At 40.5% G+C, this 20,827-nt stretch carries 15 protein-coding genes; 8 read left to right on the top strand and 7 right to left on the bottom strand.

Features of this window, described 5'->3' with window-relative positions:
- Nucleotide 1: 1 nt before the first annotated feature.
- Nucleotides 2–3,262, bottom strand: a complete 3,261-nt coding sequence (locus H6G79_RS32890) for a tetratricopeptide repeat protein (protein WP_190594707.1) — start codon at nt 3,260–3,262, stop codon at nt 2–4.
- A 492-nt stretch (nt 3,263–3,754) separates the two neighbouring features.
- Here H6G79_RS32890 and H6G79_RS32885 point away from each other — a divergent pair, with 492 nt between their 5' ends.
- Together H6G79_RS32885 and H6G79_RS32880 are read left to right on the top strand one after the other, a co-directional pair.
- On the top strand, nt 3,755–4,849 hold the full coding sequence (locus H6G79_RS32885) for an AAA family ATPase (protein ID WP_190594706.1): 1,095 nt from the start codon (nt 3,755–3,757) through the stop codon (nt 4,847–4,849).
- Nucleotides 4,846–5,487 (top strand): DUF4276 family protein, encoded by a 642-nt coding sequence (locus tag H6G79_RS32880; protein WP_190594705.1) that lies wholly within the window; start codon nt 4,846–4,848, stop codon nt 5,485–5,487. The genes H6G79_RS32885 and H6G79_RS32880 overlap by 4 nt, the downstream gene beginning before the upstream one ends.
- A 186-nt stretch (nt 5,488–5,673) precedes the next feature.
- Here the strand turns inward: H6G79_RS32880 and H6G79_RS32875 are convergent, their stop codons facing one another.
- Entirely contained in the window at nt 5,674–7,251 is a 1,578-nt protein-coding gene (locus H6G79_RS32875; RefSeq protein WP_190594704.1) for an adenosine deaminase, read from the bottom strand.
- A gap of 445 nt (nt 7,252–7,696) precedes the next feature.
- On the opposite strand from H6G79_RS32875, the gene H6G79_RS32870 reads away from it, so the two are divergent.
- The 3 genes from H6G79_RS32870 to H6G79_RS32860 all read left to right on the top strand — a co-directional run bounded on the left by H6G79_RS32870 (nt 7,697) and on the right by H6G79_RS32860 (nt 10,666).
- A complete protein-coding gene (locus H6G79_RS32870) occupies nt 7,697–8,935 on the top strand; it encodes an acetate kinase (protein WP_190594703.1) in 1,239 nt (412 codons plus the stop codon).
- 156 nt (nt 8,936–9,091) lie between these two features.
- On the top strand, nt 9,092–10,177 hold the full coding sequence (locus H6G79_RS32865) for a J domain-containing protein (protein WP_190594702.1): 1,086 nt from the start codon (nt 9,092–9,094) through the stop codon (nt 10,175–10,177).
- A gap of 54 nt (nt 10,178–10,231) precedes the next feature.
- Nucleotides 10,232–10,666, top strand: coding sequence for a GNAT family N-acetyltransferase (locus H6G79_RS32860; protein WP_190594701.1), 435 nt, complete (start codon nt 10,232–10,234; stop codon nt 10,664–10,666).
- 157 nt (nt 10,667–10,823) lie between these two features.
- Here H6G79_RS32860 and H6G79_RS32855 read toward each other — a convergent pair whose 3' ends face one another.
- From H6G79_RS32855 to H6G79_RS32845, 3 genes are all read right to left on the bottom strand, one after another.
- The gene (locus tag H6G79_RS32855) at nt 10,824–12,911 is read right to left on the bottom strand and encodes a flotillin family protein (RefSeq protein WP_190594700.1); all 2,088 of its coding nucleotides are present in this window, start codon (nt 12,909–12,911) and stop codon (nt 10,824–10,826) included.
- 456 nt (nt 12,912–13,367) lie between these two features.
- The gene (locus H6G79_RS32850) at nt 13,368–13,838 is read right to left on the bottom strand and encodes a hypothetical protein (protein ID WP_242048696.1); all 471 of its coding nucleotides are present in this window, start codon (nt 13,836–13,838) and stop codon (nt 13,368–13,370) included.
- Nucleotides 13,839–13,989: 151 nt separating this feature from the next.
- Complete coding sequence (locus H6G79_RS32845) at nt 13,990–15,321, bottom strand: AAA-like domain-containing protein (protein ID WP_190594698.1); 1,332 nt, start codon at nt 15,319–15,321, stop codon at nt 13,990–13,992.
- Nucleotides 15,322–15,695: 374 nt separating this feature from the next.
- On the opposite strand from H6G79_RS32845, the gene H6G79_RS32840 reads away from it, so the two are divergent.
- The 3 genes from H6G79_RS32840 to H6G79_RS32830 all read left to right on the top strand — a co-directional run bounded on the left by H6G79_RS32840 (nt 15,696) and on the right by H6G79_RS32830 (nt 20,413).
- Nucleotides 15,696–19,889, top strand: a complete 4,194-nt coding sequence (locus H6G79_RS32840; RefSeq protein ID WP_190594697.1) for an AAA-like domain-containing protein — start codon at nt 15,696–15,698, stop codon at nt 19,887–19,889.
- A 79-nt stretch (nt 19,890–19,968) separates the two neighbouring features.
- Nucleotides 19,969–20,208, top strand: a complete 240-nt coding sequence (locus H6G79_RS32835) for a hypothetical protein (protein ID WP_190594696.1) — start codon at nt 19,969–19,971, stop codon at nt 20,206–20,208.
- Nucleotides 20,192–20,413, top strand: coding sequence for a PIN domain-containing protein (locus H6G79_RS32830; protein ID WP_242048694.1), 222 nt, complete (start codon nt 20,192–20,194; stop codon nt 20,411–20,413). The genes H6G79_RS32835 and H6G79_RS32830 overlap by 17 nt, the downstream gene beginning before the upstream one ends.
- A gap of 68 nt (nt 20,414–20,481) precedes the next feature.
- Here the strand turns inward: H6G79_RS32830 and H6G79_RS37095 are convergent, their stop codons facing one another.
- Together H6G79_RS37095 and H6G79_RS32820 are read right to left on the bottom strand one after the other, a co-directional pair.
- On the bottom strand, nt 20,482–20,595 hold the full coding sequence (locus tag H6G79_RS37095; protein WP_396019825.1) for a hypothetical protein: 114 nt from the start codon (nt 20,593–20,595) through the stop codon (nt 20,482–20,484).
- A gap of 25 nt (nt 20,596–20,620) precedes the next feature.
- On the bottom strand, nt 20,621–20,827 hold a 207-nt coding region (locus H6G79_RS32820), incomplete at its 5' end, for a hypothetical protein (protein ID WP_191049403.1).

The raw sequence follows: 20,827 nt of genomic DNA, 5'->3' as shown, positions 1-20,827 counted from the left end.
TTTACTCCTCAGTTTCTTCCTTTAATTGGGGATGCTGCTGCTCGGCATAAATTGTTAAAACCCCCGCCAGGGAATCTACCTCACAATCTTTGTATTGTTTACATCCTTCCACGACTTTGATAGCTTGTCCCCAGTTTTTCAGGTTTGCTTCTGCTGCGGCAATGGCTCTTAAGGCATCGGCTTTGGAACTGGAATCGGTAATTTTATTGGCAGAGTCGAGGGCAGTTTGCAGCAATTCGGCGGCTTTTTGTTGGTTGTTGAGTTTGCCAATGGTTTCGGCAATGGCTCTTAAGGCAAAGGCTTTGGAAATGGAATTGGTAATTTTATTGGCAGAGTCGAGGGCAGTTTGCAGCAACTCGGCGGCTTTTTGTGGGTTGTTGAGTTTGTCAATGGTTTCGGCAATGGCTCTTAAGGCATAGGCTTTGTCAGAGGAATCGGTAATTTGGTTGGCAGAGTCGAGGGCAGTTTGCAGCAATTCGGTGGCTTTTTGTGGGTTGTTGAGTTTGCCAATGGTTTCGGCAATGGCTCTTAAGGCAGAGTCTTTGTCAGAGGAATCGGTAATTTGGTTGGCAGAGTCGAGGGCAGTTTGCAGCAATTCGGCAGCTTTTTGTGGGTTGTTGAGTTTGCTGTAGGTTTCGGCAATGGCTCTTAAGGCATAGGCTTTGTCAAAGGAATCGGTAATTTTATTGGCAGAGTCGAGGGCAGTTTGCAGCAATTCGGCAGCTTTTGGTGGGTTGTTGAGTTTGCTGTAGGTTTCGGCAATGGTTCTTAAGGCAGAGGCTTTGTACCTGGAATCGGTAATTTGGTTGGCAGAGTCGAGGGCAGTTTGCAGCAATTCGGTGGCTTTTTGTGGGTTGTTGAGTTTGCTGTAGGTTTCGGCAATGGCTCTTAAGGCAGAGGCTTTGTCAGAGGAATCGGTAATTTGGTTGGCAGAGTTGAGGGCAGTTTGCAGCAATTCGGCAGCTTTTGGTGGGTTGTTGAGTTTGCTGTAGGTTTCGGCAATGGCACTTAAGGCAGAGGCTTTGTCAAAGGAATCGGTAATTTTATTGGCAGAGTCGAGGGCAGTTTGCAGCAATTCGGCAGCTTTTGGTGGGTTGTTGAGTTTGCCAATGGTTTCGGCAATGGTTCTTAAGGCAGAGGCTTTGTACCTGGAATCGGTAATTTTATTGGCAGAGTCGAGGGCAGTTTGCAGCAATTCGGTGGCTTTTTGTGGGTTGTTGAGTTTGCCAATGGTTTCGGCAATGGCTCTTAAGACATAGGCTTTGGAAGTGGAATCGGTAATTTGGTTGGCAGAGTTGAGGGCAGTTTGCAGCAATTCGGCGGCTTTTGGTTGGTTGTTGAGTTTGCCGTAAGTTTCGGAAATGGCTCTTAAGGCAGAGGCTTTGGAATAGGATTCGGTAATTTGGTTAGCAAGTTTCAACGCTTGAGAGAAATTTTGATCCTTAGCAAAGGCCGAAATAGCTTTTACTTGATATTCAGGATCGGTGATTTGCTCACTGGCATTAGTCAACTGCCAGCGAATTTGAGTGAGTTGCCCCGAAATTGTATAGTTTAACCAGCCCCAAAAGCCCATTCCTAAAACGGCAATAAACCCAACTATCCCGAAATTCCGAGCAATTCGCTGCTTACTTTTTTGGATGAGCTTTTCTTTTTGCTTTTGCCTGTCTCCCCACATTAAATAAGATTTCTGCTGTTCAATTAACCATAACTCCCGCCAGCCTAATAAATAACGGGGATTTTGGTTACTATCTATCCAAATTTTTACTTGTTTATTGAGTAATTCATTGGCTTTATCTGCCTTGGGCAAAATCTTTCCTGATAGTTTCAGTACCGCCGGAATCATCCGTTCATGTGCCAATTGATAAGCAGTTTCTTCCTCTTGTTGCAAAGGCATAATTAAACGCTCTTGCTCTAGCCAACGCACTGCATCTTGGATATCTTTTGCCCCTATCGGCTTGAGTTTGTCTTGCAATTGAGCTAGAGTAAATGCCCCCGCCCGCGTCAAGCCATTGGAGTCGATTAATTCCAAAAGCAGCTTCATCACCGTTTCTTTTTGGGCTGATGTGGCTGATTGTTCGCGCAGGCTTAACAGTCCCTCAAGATATTGATATAATAAGCCTGCAAATCTGCCAATTTTATTCAAAGCATCTTTGTCAAATTTGCGGACTTTGGTTGTTTTTTGATCGCTAATTACTAAAGAAAGAATTTGAATATCTACAGGGGAAATCGGTTCATCAGATTTATCTTTGCCTCTATCGACTAACTCTTGTTCAACAAAGGTTTCTATATCTCGGCGGTCAAATTCTATATTTTCTGCTTTGGCAATTTCTTCTAAAACATTGGTTGCTTGTTCTACCGAGAATTTTTTTAACTTAATACTATTTCTGGAATCCAGGGAATAATTCAATACTTGTTGGAGTTCATGTTGTTGATAAAATAAATCTGAGCGAAAACTCATTAAAATCTTGACAGCAATTTCCTCATTGCCATACCAATTATTTAAGGCATCAATAAAAGGACGACGCGCATCTGCTGATTGATAATGAACAAAAAATTGCTCAAATTGATCAAAAAAGAGAATTAAGGGTTTTTGAACTGTGGCAATACTTTGATTCAGAACAGCAATCAAGTCTAATTTTTCAATTTCTGCGCTAGATAAATTTAAATTTAATTCTTTATTTAACGCCTTTTTCACCGTAATTAAGGGGTCTTTATCGGTAAACTGGATATAAATTCCCTGTGCGCCTTCTAGTTGCGGAATTAAACCTGCTTGTAAAAACGAGGTTTTGCCACATCCCGACTCACCCCACAAAATCCCTACGCGAAAGTTAGCATTATTGAGAATCCTTAAACAATTTTTAATATCTTGATGGCGCTGTAACTTACTAAAAATCTCTGCATCCTGTGAGGTAAAAGATAATAACCCTTTAATCGCCTGACGTTCTACAGGGTTTTGTGCTGCATTAGATAGGGATGGTTTAACGACAACAGCCACAACAACCGCAACGGTAAACATAATCCCGACAACGAGACAAATCCAAAAAAACCATTGGGAATTTTGTTCGCCTAAAAATTTAGCGATCGCAGCTCTCGACACCCAAGCGAGAATAATAGTAGCCAGAATCAGGGAAATCAGTTCAACCCATTTTTTGTCCCGAATCCATCCTGCTACTGTTTGTACAAAACCAGCGATCGCTTCTGTCGTTTGCTTAAGCGTCTCTAATATATTATTTATACTAAAAGGCGGCGTGGAGTCAGCCATAAGATAAATCTGCAATTTTATAAAATAAAATCAGCAGGTGGACGAAATTCACCAGAAAACCAAATCTCTCAAGTCCAATGTCTGCCTTGATTTAGCATCAAATTTATATTGTCCCCCTGCCTAAGTATAGCGGTATTTACGTAAGCGAAGCAACGAAAAAACGTGAAACCCCTCACCCCAGAACGGGGCTACCGTGTACACACAAATCTCCCCCTAAATCCCTGTTTTTAAGGGGCTTTAAGAGACTCTTAGATGGGTAGGTTAGGTAGAACGCAGTGAAACCCAACATATACAAAGCGTTGAGGTGTTGGGTTTCGTTACTCAAACCAACCTTCTATATTGAGAGAAGTAGTAGACCGTCCCAACCTTGGTCAAAATGGACAAAGCTAATTATTGCTTGTATTTACTGTTTACCTTTTCACTTTCTGCCTTCTGCTTCCTGCTTTAAAATGAAACCTGTGTAGAAAAAGCCTGTTGACCGGGAGACTGTTCATGACGGAGGCGCAAGGTGAAAAACAACTGTCGAGAATAGTTTTAAAAGGCTTCAAGTCTATCGCTGAGTGTGACGTTGAACTCTCCAGGGTGAATATTTTAATTGGGGCTAATGGGGCGGGAAAATCCAATTTTATCGGCTTCTTCCGCATGGTTCAGCAGATGCTAGAAGGGAACCTGCAAGTTTTTGTCAGTCTCCAAGGTGGAGCGAATGCCTTACTACACTTTGGGCGCAAAACTACAGAAAAACTAGAGTTTCAGCTATATTTCGGCAATAATTTCTACTTTGCTACCCTTGAACCAACCCAAGATCATCGTCTGATGTTTACTTCAGAGTCTTTTTTGTGGAACTTGAATAGTGAGAGGGAAATAGGAAAGGGTCATTTCGAGACAATGGCGTTCTTCACTGCGTTCACTGATACAGAAACTAACGTTGATCAATATGGTTTGCCTGTGATGCAGCTGTGGCAAGTGTATCATTTTCATGACACCAGTGATAGTGCTTATGTAAAACAGCCGCATGGTATCAATGACAATGTTTACTTGCGTCCTGATGCTCGTAACCTGGCAGCTTTTTTGTATCTGTTGCGTGAGAATTATCAGAAATCTTATCAGCAAATCGTTAAAACCATTCGGTTGGTTGCGCCTTTCTTTGGTAACTTTCTCCTACGTCCTTCCCCAAAAAACTTGATTGAACTGGAATGGTTTGAGCGGGGGCAAGATGTACCATTGAAGGCGCACTCACTTTCTGATGGAACGCTGCGTTTTATCTGTTTAGCAACGGTTTTTTTACAACCGGAAGAACTTCAGCCAGAAACAATTCTAGTTGATGAGCCGGAACTCGGTCTTCATCCTTATGCAATCAAGATTTTGGCATCTTTGATAAAGACTGTTTCTAAACAAGTGATTGTTTCTACCCAGTCTGTAGAATTACTCAACGAATTTGATGTTGCAGATGTAATTGTTGTTGACCGCTTGCAGGGGAAATCATTACTACGCAGGTTGCATGAGGAGGAGTTAGAGGAATGGCTAGAAGAATATAGTTTAGGCGAGTTGTGGAAGAAAAACCTCCTGGGTGGGAGACCTTCACGATGATTCGAGTTCATGTTTTCGTTGAAGGTCAAACTGAGGAAACGTTCGTGAAAGAACTACTCTACGAGTATTTTCAAGAAAAAGACATCTACCTCATACCGATTTTGGTCAGAACAAGTTCTATAGGCAAAGGAGGTGTAGTAAGTTACGCCAAAATCAAGCGACAATTAGACCGTAAGTGCCGTGAAGATAAAACAGCTTTCGTGACCACAATGTTTGATTTGTACCGCTTACCGAATGATTTTCCCGGAAGGGATTCTTTGCCAAATACTAGTGACCCATTCCAAAAAGTTGAATATTTAGAACAAAAGATGGGTCAGGATATCGGTCACACAAATTTCATCCCTAATTTGTTAGTTCATGAATTTGAGGCACTGCTGTACAGCCAGCCACAAGTATTTGCTGAGTGGTTTGATGCTAGTGTAGTTAGTATTTTACAAGGCGATCGCAATAAATTTCTTTCACCAGAACACATTAACGATGATCCGTTAACCGCTCCCTCAAAACGAATTCTCAAGTGTTGTCAAGAATATGACAAAGTACTGCATGGTTCATTGCTGGCTATTGAGATTGGACTAGATACAATCCGCCAACAATGCCAGCATTTTCACCAATGGTTACTAAATCTAGAAAACATATAGCGGTTTTAGAAAGGGTATAGGGGTACAGGGGTATAGGGGTCTGATAGTGAAGAAATCTTTCCGCCCACACTCCCCACACTCCCCACACTTCCCACACCCCCTACCCATACGTGAGAAATTCGGGTTAAACCCTTACACCCAGTCTTCATGCGGAATGTGGGATTAAAGCATTTTGGGGAAAGTCAATCAAAGCCAGTTTTCCAAAGATTCAAACCGAGTAAATTCCGATTCTAGTTGCCATTGTATTCTTGCGCGATCGCTCTTTTGTAAAAAAGCACTGCATCCTGAAGAAACAGAGGTATTACCAGGGGTATCGCTGGCACAAGCTGGAACCATTGCCTTAAATTCAGGCGACTTCCAAAGACTATTTCCGGGAGCGAAACTATATTCTAAGCTATTGCGAGCCAGTCGCTTGAGGTCTTTATATGCCAGCCCGTATCTTGTTGCGGCTAACAGATACTCATGACTCAAATCAATGCGGGAAATGCCTTCATCATCGGAAGCAAGAGTCATTGGGACTCCAGCTTTCCAATACTCCATAAAAGGATGCTGATTTCCCTGGACATTCAAAATGACTTCATTACTAGTCAGGCAGATTTCCACCAACACGCCCCGTTGTTGCATCTGCTTCATCAACTCAAAAGGACGATCTTCAAACAGAATATCTACACCATGTCCAATGCGTGATGCCTGTGCTACTTCTACAGCTTGCCGAATATGAAAACGTAAATGCTCAGTTGGAACTAACCCCAAGGTTAACTCTCCGGCATGAAGTGAAACTTTAACATTGGGATATTGACGTTTGAGAAATTGTAGCATCTGCATTTGCAAGGTGTAGTCACGCAGTGCGATCGGGTGATCCTCTGGGGCGACGAGATTGATCCCGACTACCTGCTTGGACGATGAAGCCAGTGCAAAGGCATAAGCTAACTGAGCAAATACTTCCACAGGTGATTTTGTTCTGGTAGTTTGCTGCAAATAGCGCACCGTGACTGTACATCCAGGCTGTGCTGCTGGAGTGCCGCAACCAAGGGTTTTCGCAACTTCACTCTCCAACTGTATTAATTGCTGATTGCCGAGTGTTACTAGTTGAGTTAATCCTCGTTTGAGCAATTGCTCGTGCATCGCTTGGAAGTCTTGATTCCAACCCACCTCCCGCCCTAACTGTCGAACCTCACTCCCCTGAACAGTCAGCATTAACTCTAGATAGGTAATATGCTGGGAAGCTGCCCGATTTGCTACTGATGCGACCATATCATCCCGACGGGTGGCAGAATCTGATATTGTCCCAAATCCAGCAAAAGCTTCAAAAAATTGGTCGTGTCCCGATTTTCCAGCAAATTGCAGGTTACGAGTAGACCAACGATTGATGAGGGAATCATAAACAGATGTTCGGTTGAACAATTCGGAAGCGGGAAAATAGCTACTGTCCTGATTACAAGCCTTGGGTTCAACTAAAGTCCCCGCTTGTGGATTCACACAATACCCATCGGTTGCACCCCACTCCAGATAATGTTCTGCGTACACAGCCCCACTTAGATGACTGTGAATATCTCCTCCCTTGGGCATTCGCTGTACAAATGCTCGTAAAGCGGCTGGCTGGGAGCGATGGGCTTCAAACCAACTAGCCGCTTGAGCTTCACTCCGAGTTGAGGACTGCTGGGAATTAGATGTAGATGGGACTTGGGCTGCTACACTGAAGATGAAACAGCTAGAACTCGTTAATATTCCTAAAAAAAAATATAAGGGCGCTCGCCTAAGCATATAGATTTATTTTTTTGTAAAACGATGCTTAGAATAAAGCAAAAAACATCTCGATTGACATTAGATGAAAGTCTATTGCATTTCTCAAAAAACTTTGCTTTTGCGACTAAATTTGACCCTCCGAATTTTAGATTTTGGATTTTGGATTTTGGATTGAATCTAAAATCGCAAATCTAAAATCCAAAATTGTTTGACTCAATTTGGTTTATCGATAGCTCAAAATGGCATAATTTTCTAGTTCGCCACCACTTTTAGCAGGTTGAAGAATCCTCAAGGCGATCGCATTAACTTCAGCGAGACAGTCCCAATGAAACTTATTTCATAAGCCAAGCATGAAAGTTGGACTAGTATTTTTACTCAGCACTCAGCGAGAAGTTGCGTGCGGGGGTTCCCCCCGTTGAGCAAACTTCGGTAACTCAGCACTCAGCACTTTCAGGTCAAATTTATGAAAATCCTAGTACTAAATGCTGGTTCCAGCAGTCAAAAAAGCTGTCTGTATGAAATAGTTGATGATGCTTTACCCCAATCAGCACCCAAACCCCTGTGGGAAGGCAAAGTCAACTGGACTCAAGACCAAGGTGCGGCAGAAATTGAGGTGAAAACAGCATCCGGTGAAACTTTGCATGAATCTATTTATGGTGACTCTCGTCAAGCACACATAGCTTATATGCTTTATACCCTCAGCCGTGGTGCGACTAAAGTAGTCAATGAAGTGTCAGAAATTGATGTGGTGGGACATCGTGTAGTTCATGGTGGACAAGACTACCGCCATAGTGTGGTGATTACTGAAGAGGTAAAAGATGCGATCGCTCGTCTTTCTAATATCGCCCCCGCACACAACCCGCCAGCTTTAGAAGGTATTGAAGCTATCGAAAAAAGTTTAGGCGAAGTGACTCAAGTCGCAGTATTTGATACAGGCTTTCATTCCACTCTCCCGGATGCGGCGGCGATTTATCCCGGCCCTTACGAATGGGTAGAACAAGGTATTCGCCGCTATGGCTTTCATGGGATTAGCCATCAATATTGTTCTGAAAGGGCGGCGCAAATTCTCGGTCGAGATTTAGCATCGTTGCGAATTATTAGTTGTCACTTGGGTAATGGTTGTTCCTTAGCCGCAATTAAAAATGGTCGCAGTATTGATACCACAATGGGTTTCACTCCCTTAGATGGCTTAATGATGGGGAGTCGTTGTGGTTCCATCGATCCAGGCATTTTAATTTACCTACTGCGTCAATCTAATTACTCAGCCGAAAGTTTGGATCATGTATTAAATAAAGCTTCTGGCTTACGGGGAATTTCTGGGGTTTCCAGCGATTTACCCCAAGTAATTGAAGCGATCGCCCAAGGGAATGACCGCGCCCAACTCGCTTGGGATGTGTACGTCCATCGCCTGCGTTCGGAAATTGGGTCAATGCTGGCTAGTCTGGGCGGATTGGATGTATTGTTATTTACCGCAGGTATTGGGGAAAATTCGTCAGGTATTCGCCAAGCTGTCTGCGAAGCCTTTGGATTTTTGGGCTTGAAAATTGACCCAGCCAAAAATCAAAATCGACCTGTTGATCAGGATATCGCCACACCTGATTCTACAGCGCGAGTGTTAGTGATACATACTCAAGAAGATTGGGCGATCGCACAACAATGTTGGCAAATTATGAAAAGGAATGAGGTAGGGAGTAGGGAGTAAGGAATAGGGCGAAACCAGGAAGAATATCTTTACTAGGCCAACTTGTAGGCGATTCTAAAACTTCATCACACGTAATAACGATAAAGTGATAATCTATCAAGTATCATACTGAATTCAAAAATTTTGGCGTTATTTTGAAGTCAACTTATGGGAGAGATGGGTAAGAAAGAGGAAAACTTTTATGAGCTACTTGGTGTTAATAGATATGCTTCTATGGAAGATATTAGGAAAGCCTACTTAAATTTGGCTAAAGAGCTTCATCCCGACAAAATACCACTGGAATCAGGACAATATTTAAGAAAGCTCGCAGAAGAGAGACTCAAGCTGATAAATGAAGCATACACAACTCTTAAAGATGAAAAATTACGAGTTGAGTATGATGCAAAACTTTTTGAATACATGGGAAATAGTAGTGAAAATATTGAGATATTGACTCTTGATGAACTACTTTCTCCAGAAATTCTGAATGAAGGTGTTCTTCTTCTTCAAGAAGAAGAAAGAAAAATTTATTTGGAATTTATCTGTAAGGTAGATCAAGTAGAAACTCATTTTAAAAGCTATTTAGACTCAGTTGAAGAACACTTAAAAAGAACATTAAGCCCTGATACAGCATTAATGAGATGTACTAGATTACTTAGGTTGTTGGGATTAGAAATTATACTATTTGTAATCTTTTATTGCTTTTTGTTTTGGGGTGTTAAGTTATTTAATATTTTTATTGGATCTTATATGACTAACACATCGGTTGCTTTTGTGAGTGTATTGATATCTGCAACTATGAGTCTTTCATATTTAATATTAGAGTCTACTATAGATAGTACTAGTATTAAAAATATCCAAGACGAATATATTGTTTTTTCAGAACAGGTTATTGAATACTGCCATAAGTATAAAATTTTTTCTTCTGAAGTCAAACTTAGTAAATTAATATCAGTAACATACAAAAGCAGCTATGTCAATGCAATTAAAAGCGTAAAAAGAGACTTTGATAAAAAATTAGAAGAATTGACTTCCAAGCGAAAAAAGATAATTAATGAACTCTCAGTTCTTGAACCTTATCATATTACACCCCAAAAAGTTATTAATATGCCTTTTCCAGAGCGTTTTCTCCTCGTAAAAGCATTAGAGAAAAAGTATAAGCAAGAAGTTGAAAAGCAAAGATGGAATGAAGCTTTGACAATAGCTGGAGGTATAGGACTTTTAGCAATAATTATTGGAACTGGTGGCGGATTTAAATTTTAAATAGATTAGTTTTTATTTTTACTTAAGTATATTAATGAATAATTTTTGAAAAATATGCCAGCTTCAGAAGAAGATTTGAAAAATCTAATTTTTAGAGAAATTATAGAGTGTAGAGAAACTCGTTCTCATCTGATTGGAGATCCATTAGTGGAAGTACAGGAAGTTCCCTATACTGTGGTTGCTTACGGTTTATATAGACAAGATAAAACTTTACTAGGGATTTGTTATTGGAGTGGTGATTATTTTCAACATAAGGAAGAAAACGGATGGTATTTAGCTGATATTAATGTGCCGGAGCATTTTAGAAGAAATGGTTATGGAACTGAATTATTAAAGCGTAGTTGTGAAAAAATGTGGAACGAAAAGAAAGAGCTAATTATACTAGCTAGAGCAGGACATACAAATAATAAAACTTTTGAATGGTTTAAAAAGAGAGGATTTGAAGGTCACTTAAGTTTGGATTATATGTGGCAATATCCACCTAGTTAACTTTTATTATGCTCAGATTTTCTAAGCAGTTCCTATGAACTTCATACACCATCAAGCATGACAAAGGTACTAGGAACTGCGGACTATGGATTAGGGACTAATATTTTGACATAGTACTCAGATATTCAAGCTCTAGGGGTTAAGGGACAGGTTAAAGTTACTTATCTGTTGGGAATTCCGCAACTATGGGCGAATGATTATTTGGTGAAACTGCTGGGTTATTCACAACTATGGGATGTGGATGTAAGGGTGTTGGTGTGACTTCACCTTGCTTACCAGTTTGATTCCATAAAATCATTGAGAGTAAACCATCTACCAAGCCATTACCATTACCGTTACCACTGACTAAAACTTCTGGTATCAATCGGACGTTGCGATCGCCGATAATCTGCATCAGTTGCATAGCTGTATAACCTTGTTGTCCCAAGGCTTCCACACCAGCGCGGTAAGTTTCGGCTTTGGCGTTACCTGTGGCGCGAATCCCTTCTGCTTCGGCTATGGCGCGTAATTTGATTCCTTCGGCTTCCCCAGTGGCGTGTTGAATTTGGGCTTGGGCTTTGAGTTCCGCAATTTGGACGCTTTTTTCCGATTTCACCATTTCTTGTTGGATATCAGCCAGGGCTGTTTCCCTAACTAGTAGCTGACGTTGGGTTTGGGCTACTTGCTGTACTTCGTAGGTTTTGCGTTGTTCTTCGGCAATTTTGCGGTCAGTTTGGGTTTGCATCAAGGATGCAGGCGGTTGAATATCACCGATTAAGGTGTCAATTGCTTGCACATCATAAGCGCGTAACGCAGCGCGAATATATTCAGCCGCTTCCGCTTGGCGATCGCTCCGGGCGGTGAGAAAATCAAGTACAGTGTAATCTTGGGCAGAGTTGCGGAAATAGTTACCAATGGTCGGTTCTAATACATGGTCAACTAGATTTTGCATAGAACCCACACGAGAAATTACCTTTGGTGCATCCAAAGCGCCGACATGAATAATTTGGGCAACTTCTAAATCAAAGGCAAAACCATCGCGCGATCGCACCGTCAAAGAAGCCAGATTAGCATCATAGCTGTGGCGTTCGGTACGACTTGACCAATTCAACACAATGTTAGTCGTAGGAACCAACTCAATTTTCATAATTCGAGAGTTGACGGGATGCTTACCTGGATACAACGGTTCTATCCACACACCTTTGTGTCCAGGGTTCACCAAGTTACCATGCGTGAAAGTTGCGCCACTGACATCTTCTTGAGATTGACCAACGAAAGAAATCACCACACCCACATAACCAATCGGGATTTCAGACATTGGAACTTGCTCAACCTGTACAAACCAGGGGTTCAGGTTCCAAGAACCAGACAGTAAGATTTGCTCTTGCAAACCTCTGCGTCCGCCAGCATCGAGGAATTTTTGACCACTCTGAAAATTGTCGTGTCCGGGAATCATCGGCCCTGCAATTTCACCAGCCGGAATCGGTAAACCATCCAACGTGGTGACAATGCCGACTTTATCTGATGCCACACTATATACCCGCAACTGTTCGGCCTGCATATCATTGTGTTTGGCATTCGCCGCCATAATGACGCGAAACAGTGCGGTGTTAATGCGGTAAGTACCAGCAGTCAAGAAGCCCATTTGACGACCCTTCTCGCCGCCATTGGTCAGAAATTTGCGTGCATCTTGGAAATTATCACAATCGACAATTTTGCCCAAAATCCTTTCTGGTGGGTTGGATGCGCCATCTGCGGCTACAATCAAGGCGATTTCACCTTGGGGTACCACCACCACCGATTCTTTACGAACCGAATATTGCCAAGGCCAGTAACCCCAATGCCAACCAGGTGCGAGGGTATCGGCTTGCAAACCTGCTTCACCGTTGATGGCTATTAATCGTCCGGCTGGCAGTCCGCGTCCCGAAAGGTCAAATTTTTTCACGACAATGCCAACTTCCCGTTCACCAATCACCACCAACCCACCAAAAAACAACGGCACAAATATCACAACGCCACCAAGCACCACTATGGGAATCAATGGTGCTATCTGCATTGCTTGATAGGAAGGCTGATTAGTAACGGTTTGTGTTTGACTGAGGCTGACTGATGCTGAAGCGATTTCTGCTGAATTTTGGGTTTTTAGGGGAGTAGCATTAACTGAATGTATACCGCCTGTGATAGCTAAAGCCGTTAATGCTGACAATCCCAAACGAACTAATTTATTTTGTTGACTCTTACCAAAGCAAGATGGAAAAGTTTTCATATTATGCGCCCTGTTGGGCAACTAATCATCTAAGTTAACACTTCACTTGCTCAGGTCTGATTTTCTTAAACTTGGTGTAATTTTTGATCCGATGTGCGACTTCTTCTTGAAACCCCTCTCCTCGAAGCGGCTATGGTGTACACACAAGTCTTGAAATCCTACCTATCGTTTGGTTTTGTCATTCTAGCTTTCGGTTTTGCGATCGCTCTGAAAACCTGTCATTGCGAGGAGGAACGACGTAGGCGTAAGACTTCCCGAAGGGTAGCAATCGCCAAAACTACGAGATTATGCGATTACTTCGCTCCGTTATCACTGCGCTCGTAATGACAATTTAAGGAGGCTATAACGTCTGAAACCCTTGCAGCTACAACTTGTGTGTACACCGTAGCCGCTTCGAGGAGAGAGGCTGTGAATATTACTCCCCTTTTTGAATGCCTGATCGACTTCCATTTAGGTTTATTGACCAAATACACCTATGCCGTAGTAACAAGTATTGGCATTACAATTAGCCATATCAACTTGGATTTGATATCTACCGCTTCGAGAGGGATTGAGGCTAATCACGGGAATGTCATCATCTTGTAAATCTGAAGCAATCAAGTTTCCTCGGTGATCATAAAGAGAAATGTCTAAATCTTGACAATCGCTGTCACACACTCCCACAATTCCATAGGACATACCTGCACGCAGATTTATATTGATATAGTGGGAGCGACCTTCACGAAGGGTATCGATGGTAGGTTCGTGAGTTAAAGTGTAACCATCCAAATCTGATGCGATCGCTGCTTTGACTAGCTGGTTTCTGACTTGATAAATATATGGGCGATCGTCTTCTGCACGAACTACGCTTGGAAAAAGGGATATAAATGCGAAGACTGCGGTTGCTGTGAGGTTTTTGATTTGTTTGTTGCTGAATGCTTGTAACATGAAATTGTCTGTTGAACTCGACAATTTCATCAAACACTGGAATTATAAGTGTTTCGCACTGAAACTGGTTTAAATCTCTTTTGATTTTCTTTTGAATATAAATAGAATATTTTCACCTTCAGTTGATGCTGCATTCGCAACAAACAGGGGATTAAAAATTCTGAAAATATTGTCGATATAATTCACAACTGGGTATCACACCATCATTTGTGATTTTGACTAATCCCATTGCTTGTAATTTGAATTTGATTTCAGAACTTAACTGTAATGGTCGATCAAGTTTGGCAACTTCCCGCATTGCTGCTAATAATTCTGGTTGTTTTTCGAGGGCGGACATGATGCGATGTAAATGTTTTGAATAAATCCCTGAGTCGGTGGCTGCTGTTTGGAGAAAGTTATCTAAACTGACATCTTGACGGGCAATATGATATAAAGAAAGACGGACTAAAAACGGGTGTCCACCTATCATCGACATAATTTGAGTAACTTCTTTTTCACCCCAATTTAATTGATGTTTTTGGGCTAATTCGGTTATTTGTTGTGAATTAAATTCTGGTAAATCAACGGGGAAACCTGCATTGAAGGGAGAACGGTTGATATCTAAAGGGACATAAATTTCGGTGGAATGGGCGAGGACTAACCGAAATTTTTGCCAAATATTCTCTCGCCTAGCTTCTTCGTGGAGATATCGCAGTAAGCCAAAAAAATCGCCGTAAATATCGGGATATGCAAATAATCTATCGACTTCATCTAAACCGAGGGTTAATGGTTGACCTATTTCGGGGAGAATGTATTCTTCAAAATAGGTTTCGCAGCGCATATTACAACTAATATCATCTTCCCAATATTCATCTAAGCGATTTTCTAATTTTAATTTACGGCTAACAGTTGCACAAAACCAACGCAGGAATTTATCTAAGTTGGTAAAACATTGATTATCTGCTTCCTTTAAACTGATATAAACAGTGCGATCGCCATTTGTTTGTGCTTGGTGCAAAATCCGAATTAGTAATGAAGTCTTCCCTCTTTGTTCCGGTGCTTTGATGCGAATTAATGCGCCATGTTTGCTAATTTCTCGGTAACAATCCTGTTCTTTGGGGGGACGCTCAAGATAAAAATTTGAATCTAATGCAACTGGCCCTTCTGGATATTTGATGGACATATCAGGGGAGAGGATTGATATTGATGTTATTGAAGATTGGCGAACTGGAGGGGTAATTGGGTTATTTGGTCTATCGGCGATGTCTTCCCAGTTTAAATCTAAATTTTGACAAATTTGCAGGAAAGTTCCCAGCGCGACATTTTTACCATTGAGAAAACTACTTAATGTCGATGGAGCAATTTCAATCGCATGGGCAAAAGTTTCTTGATTCTTCTTGCCCATTTTCATCATAGCGGTCTTGTTGGCAGCTTTAACTTTGTTGATACAGTCCTGACGCACCCTAAAACCTAACCCCCCAATGGGTTCTGGATTGATAGTCATAAAAAAATAGATAATAACTATACCAACAGATTAGAGGATTTCTCGCTATAGATAAACCCCTAAAAATCGTACTTACAAAACTCAAATCAAACTCAAATCAAATTCAAATTAAATTCAAAGTTTTTACAATCCTACTTCAGCTAAACTGATATAACACAAGCTTTTGAGGTTGTTTGATGTTTATTATTTTGCAGAAAAATAATTAGATAAGGGATTTCCAGATAAGAAAATATCCAAAATGTAGGGTGCGTCAGTGCAAGAAAACCTAGCTGTACCAAGAAATTATTCATACTGACGCACCCTACTAACCGTAAATTTGGTAATAATTTATTTTTTGGTGTTTCTTAACCAAAATCAGAGAAATTGAAAAAGTAATGGTTGACAATTACGAATACCAAGTTGGAGCCAGTCTCCCCCCGGATGCTCCTAGTTATGTGGTGAGGAAAGCTGACTCGGATTTTTATCATGCTTTGAAAGCTGGTAAATATTGTTACGTCTTTAACTCGCGCCAAATGGGTAAATCGAGCTTGAAAGTTCGGGTGATGCAAAGACTTGTCAACGAAGGGGTGGCTTGTTCTAGTATTGATGTTTCTGGACAAGGTAGCAAAGATAACGTCACTCAAGAACAATGGTATACGGGTATTGTTTCCAAAATTGTTAAAGATTTGCAAATTGCCAAACCAATCGAATTTCGTCGGACTTGGTGGCGCGATCGCCATGATATTTCCCCTGTGCAGAAGTTTGATGAATTTATTGAAGATGTACTTTTGTCATCTATCCCAGGGCAGATTATTATCTTTATCGATGAAATTGATAGTACCCTGAGTTTAGGATTTGCGAGCGAAGATTTTTTTGCTCTGATTAGAAGTTGTTATAACAAACGCTCTGAAAATCCAGCTTATAAACGGTTGACTTTTGCTTTATTAGGAGTAGCAACCCCCGGTGATTTAATCCAAGATAAAACCCGAACTCCGTTTAATATTGGCGAAGCAATTGAGTTAGATGGATTTAAGATTCATGAAATAGAACCTTTAGCAAAGGGATTAGCAGGGAAAGTAGGAAATCCCCAAGCGGTGATGCAAGAGGTTTTAGCTTGGACGGGGGGACAGCCTTTTTTAACTCAGAGAGTTTGTGAATTGTTGGGGAAAGCTTTAAGTATCGAGAAGCAAGATTTTAGGTCTGTTGATGAAAATCAGATTATTGAATTAGTACAAGAAATTATTAACAATCAAATTATTGATAATTGGGAAGCAAACGATAAACAAGAGCATTTAAAAACGATTCGAGACAGGCTACTAATTAACGAAGAAGTTTCTGTGGCTTTGCTGGGGTTATATCAGCAGATTTTGCAACAAAAAGAAATGACTGCTGATAGTGGCTTTGAGCAGATGCGCTTGCGTTTGACTGGTTTGGTGGTACAGCAGCAAGGGAAATTAAGGGTTTATAACCAGATTTATGGGAGTGTTTTTGATATTAATTGGGTAGAGAATGAGTTAGGTAAATTGCGTTTTTATGCTGATAAATTACGGGCTTGGGTAGAGAGTAATTATCAGGATAATACTTGTTTATTGCGGGGGGAGGATTTAGAAAAAGCTCGTGTTTGGGCGGATAGAAGGAGATTGAGCTATGTTGATTATCGATTTTTTTCAGCGAGTGTGGAAGCTGAGTTAAATCAGAAGGTTGTGGAGGCGGAAACTAGGCGAAATCAAGCTTTACAGGAAGAAGAAAAGGCAAAGCAGCGATTAACAGAGGTGGAGAAAAATACAAATCACAGAATTCGCATTGGTTTGATTGTGCTTGTTTTATCTATTATTGGTGCTATTGCTGCAACATCTCAATTCAATTCTACGAAGTCAAAACTAAATTCTACAAATTTTGAACTCAGGAAAGCTAGAGAAAGTATCAAAATACTAATGAAGCAAAAAGAAGAAGGAGAAAAATCCTTAGAAGCAGCAAAAGGAAAACAAAAACAAGCAGAAAATAAAGCTAAAAAAGCAGATGAAAAATTCCGGATAGCTAGTGCTAATTTAAAAACTGCAAATCAGAAATTTACATTTGCACAGCAAAAATTTATAGCAGCAAATGAGAAGGCGCAAACTGCGGAAAAAAAAGCTAAAAATTCTGAACAAGAACAGCAAGAAGCGGAACATTTAGCTCAAAAAGCTAAAAATGAGCTTACATCTGCAATAGTAAGTCTAGAAGAAGCAAAAAAACAAAAGCAGGAAGTACAACAACAATTAGTAACAGCTGAAGAAAAACAAAGACAAGCTCTTAGTGAACTGAAATTAGCTCAGGAAGCAACAAAACTAGAAGTAGCTGGAATAAATATTTTACGAGGATTTGAGTATCAACAAATAGAGTCTTTATTATCATCTGTTAAGATGGGGCAAAATTTCAAGGTATTATTTGGTAGCCAAATTTTATTGCATAATTTTCCATCATTTAGTCCTTTTTTAGCTTTACAAAAAATAGTTAATAACATTTATGAAAAAAATCAATTCAGCCCAGAACAAGGTGAAATTAAAAGTTTGTCTTTGAGCTTTGATGGCAAAAAAAATGCAACAGCAGGGAGTGATGGAACAGTAAAAATTTGGAATAAATCTGGACAGAAGTTATCTGAATTTAAAGCAGATAAAGGAAGTGTTTATAGTGTTATTTTTACTCCAAATGGACAGAATTTGGTTACAACTGGAGCAGATGGAATAGCCAAGCTTTGGGACTTATCTGGAAATTTATTGGCAAAGTTTAGCCATAATCAAGAATTTATCTACAGTATTAGCATTAGCCCTAATGGAAAAATTATTGCGACAGCATCAAGAAATGGCACTGTAACAATTTGGAATATTTCAGGTCGGCAATTAAGAAAATTTGAGGCACATCAGTATAGACTTAATTGTTTAAGATTTAGTCCAGATGGACAATCTATTGTTACAGCAGGAAGTGATAAAAGTAGTACATATCAGTCTATAAGAGTTACAGTTATATCGCGAGAAATCGATGGTAAATATAAAGAACTCTCACCAAATGATGATGCACGTTTATGGAATTTATTTGGAAATAAATTAGCAGAATTTAAAGGGCATGAAGAGGCAATTAATAATGTCAGTTTTAGCCCAGATGGACAGCGTTTAGCAACTGCTTCTGATGATGGTACGGCTAGACTATGGGATTTATCAGGAAAACAGTTAGATGCAACTTCTAAAAGTCAAAAAGTTGCAATTAAAGATGTCAGTTTCAGTCAAGATGGAAAATATATTGCAACAGCAGCAGATGATGGAACTGTAAATATTTTGACTATCTCTAAGGAGGATATGTCTCAATTACGTAATAATAAAGCATCAAAAGAAACCAATAATCAATTAAAAGGAATTACGGTTAATATTCCAGCAGAAAAAAGATTTTTTCAATCAACAAAAACGTTTAAAGGACACAAAGGTGCTGTTAATATTTTGAGTTTTAGTCCTAAAGGAGAGTTTTTAGTCACAGCAGGAGATGATGGTACGGTAAGACTGTGGGCAATATCAAAAGATAAAGAATTTCAATGGGAACAAAAAAGTGCGGGACAATATTGGGTTACTTTTAGTCCAAATGGGCAATTGCTAGCAACTTCTGGTGGAGGTGGTGTTAAAATTTGGGATTTATGGGGGCGTTTCTTAACTGAATTAAAACATCAGAGAGAGATTTGGAGTGTTGTCTTTAGCCCAGATGGTAAAATTTTAGTTACAGTTGGAAAAGATGGCTTAATTCGTGTCTGGAATTTATCCGGTAAATTATTAGCGCAATGGCAAGGTCATGAAGGTAGAATTTCTTGGGTAAGTTTTAGCCCAGATGGAAAGTATATTGCAACATCAAGCACGGATAGTACAGCTAAACTATGGGATTTATCAGGGAAACTATTAGATGAGTTTAAAGAACACAAAGGCGAAGTTTCAGCTATCAATTTTAGCCCAGATGGTAAAGACTTAGTTACTGTAGGAAGAGATGGTTTTGTCAGAATATGGAAATTATCTGGACAAGAAGTTTTGAAATTTCAAAAATTTTGGGAATTTAATAGTCAACAAGGTGAAATCAATTCGGCAAGTATTAGTCCAGATGGAAAATATATTGCAACTGCGGGTAGGAAAGACACTAGAATTTGGGATTTTTCTGGTAAGCAGATAGTCGTGCTTGACCAAAGTTCAATTTTCAGTAGCAACTTTGTACCTGATGGAAATCGCTCTAATCAAGGCGACGTTTTTATCTTAAGTTTTAGTCCCGATGGGCAGTTTATTGCTACAGGAGGGCGTGGAATTATTCAACTATGGCATGTAAAAGGTGGGCAGTTAGCTGAATATACAATTCCTGAAGAAGCAATTAATGGCATAAGTTTTAGCCCAGATGGTAAGCTAATTACTGCTGTCGGTTCTGGTGGTACAGTCCGAGTATGGCGTTTGGAAGGATTAGATGATTTATTAACTCGTAGCTGTCATTGGCTAAAAGATTATTTTGTTACTCGTCCAGAGTTACGCAAGGAAATTTGTCCAGAACAGATACCAGAACTAACTAAAGTAATAAGCGCAAAACTATGATTGCGATCGCGTTATCTGTCACCGGAAGCATTGGAAAGTTCCGCTAAAATAAATAACACAGTCATTAGGCGCTCTCGTTATGGGCAATCAAGAACTAGAACAACAACTCCTCAGCCTCGACTTAGCAGAAAGGATTCGCATCCTTCAAATTTTAGCTCAAAGTCTTACAGTGCAATCATCACCGCCATCTCCAACCCCTGATGCAATTGATTTAAAGAGTGATCGCAGTCCTCAGCATCCCCTACGCAAAATCCCCTTGACAATTCCTCCAGATTTTGACGAACCCATGCCTGAATTATGGGATGCTTTGGGACAATGATTTTACACTTGCCAAAAGCCGACCTGGAATTACCATAGAACCACTCGATCCACTTGATGCAATTACCAGTACCCAATTACCCGGCGACTTCCACAAAGACCCAGCCGATCGTATTATTGTTGCGATCGCCTACCGCCGCAATATAGAACTTATGACCTGCGATCAAAAAATTCTCAACTATCCACACGTCAAAACACTTTGGTAAGTGCGATGTCTAACTACAAGCCTTACGGCTACGCGTTTGTAATATTGGGAAAGTGCGATCGCTAAGTTTTAGCCTATTTTCTCCAATAGTGCTTCATTGATAACCGTTTGATAGCCTATCCCTCGCTTTTCTGCTTCTTCCTTTGCCCAAGCTATGATTTTAGGATGAAATCTAATGGAAATCGGCTCATATTTTTCCTCTTCATCCTTAGCTGGTCGTCCGCGCTTCTTGAGTGTAACCCCAAACTGATCTGCGATCGCCTGTATGATGTTGGGAAGTACGATCGCTTATATCCCCTTCTTTACCTAATTCCGAGAGAAGGCTCCCGCCATAATCTTTGATTTGGCGGCGAGATGAATCGAGTGCTAAAAACGAAACACCCCAAAACTCCCTCAAACCGCAGGTTTGACAAGG

It is taken from the genome of Anabaena sp. FACHB-83 (assembly GCF_014697485.1).
Lineage (GTDB): Bacteria > Cyanobacteriota > Cyanobacteriia > Cyanobacteriales > Nostocaceae > Nostoc_B.
The sequence above is the reverse complement of the archived record's forward strand: the minus strand, read 5'-3'. Positions and strand labels throughout refer to the sequence as shown.